Source organism: Streptomyces sp. P17 (assembly GCF_032436805.1).
Lineage (GTDB): Bacteria > Actinomycetota > Actinomycetes > Streptomycetales > Streptomycetaceae > Streptomyces.
This window is the reverse complement of the sequence record NZ_JAVRBF010001501.1, coordinates 1-235: the sequence shown is the minus strand read 5'-3', so window position 1 is coordinate 235 and position 235 is coordinate 1. Positions and strand designations below refer to the sequence as shown.

Annotated in this window: 1 protein-coding gene; it reads right to left on the bottom strand. The window is 47.2% G+C overall.

Annotated features, from left to right (window positions below; translation table 11 throughout):
• Positions 1-40: 40 nt before the first annotated feature.
• Positions 41-235, bottom strand: a 195-nt coding sequence (locus RMT89_RS45485; protein ID WP_315889610.1) for a hypothetical protein, incomplete at its 5' end; no start/stop codon positions are given.

Genomic DNA, 235 nt, shown 5'->3' with positions numbered 1-235 from the left:
GGATGCTGCCACCATATATAGTGCCACTGTCCAGGCTGGTTTACATGAAATGATTACTGTCGTTCTGATCTGCGGCGGCTTCGGCTGCATAGACATTCGCATTCGAAACCAGTGCGATGGTACTGGACAGTAAAACTGCAGCTGGCAGGGTCATTCGCATGCCTGATGTTCCTCTAAGGTTAACGAGACTAAATGTAACTGTGGGATTTGAGAAAACATCATACAACAAAGCCAC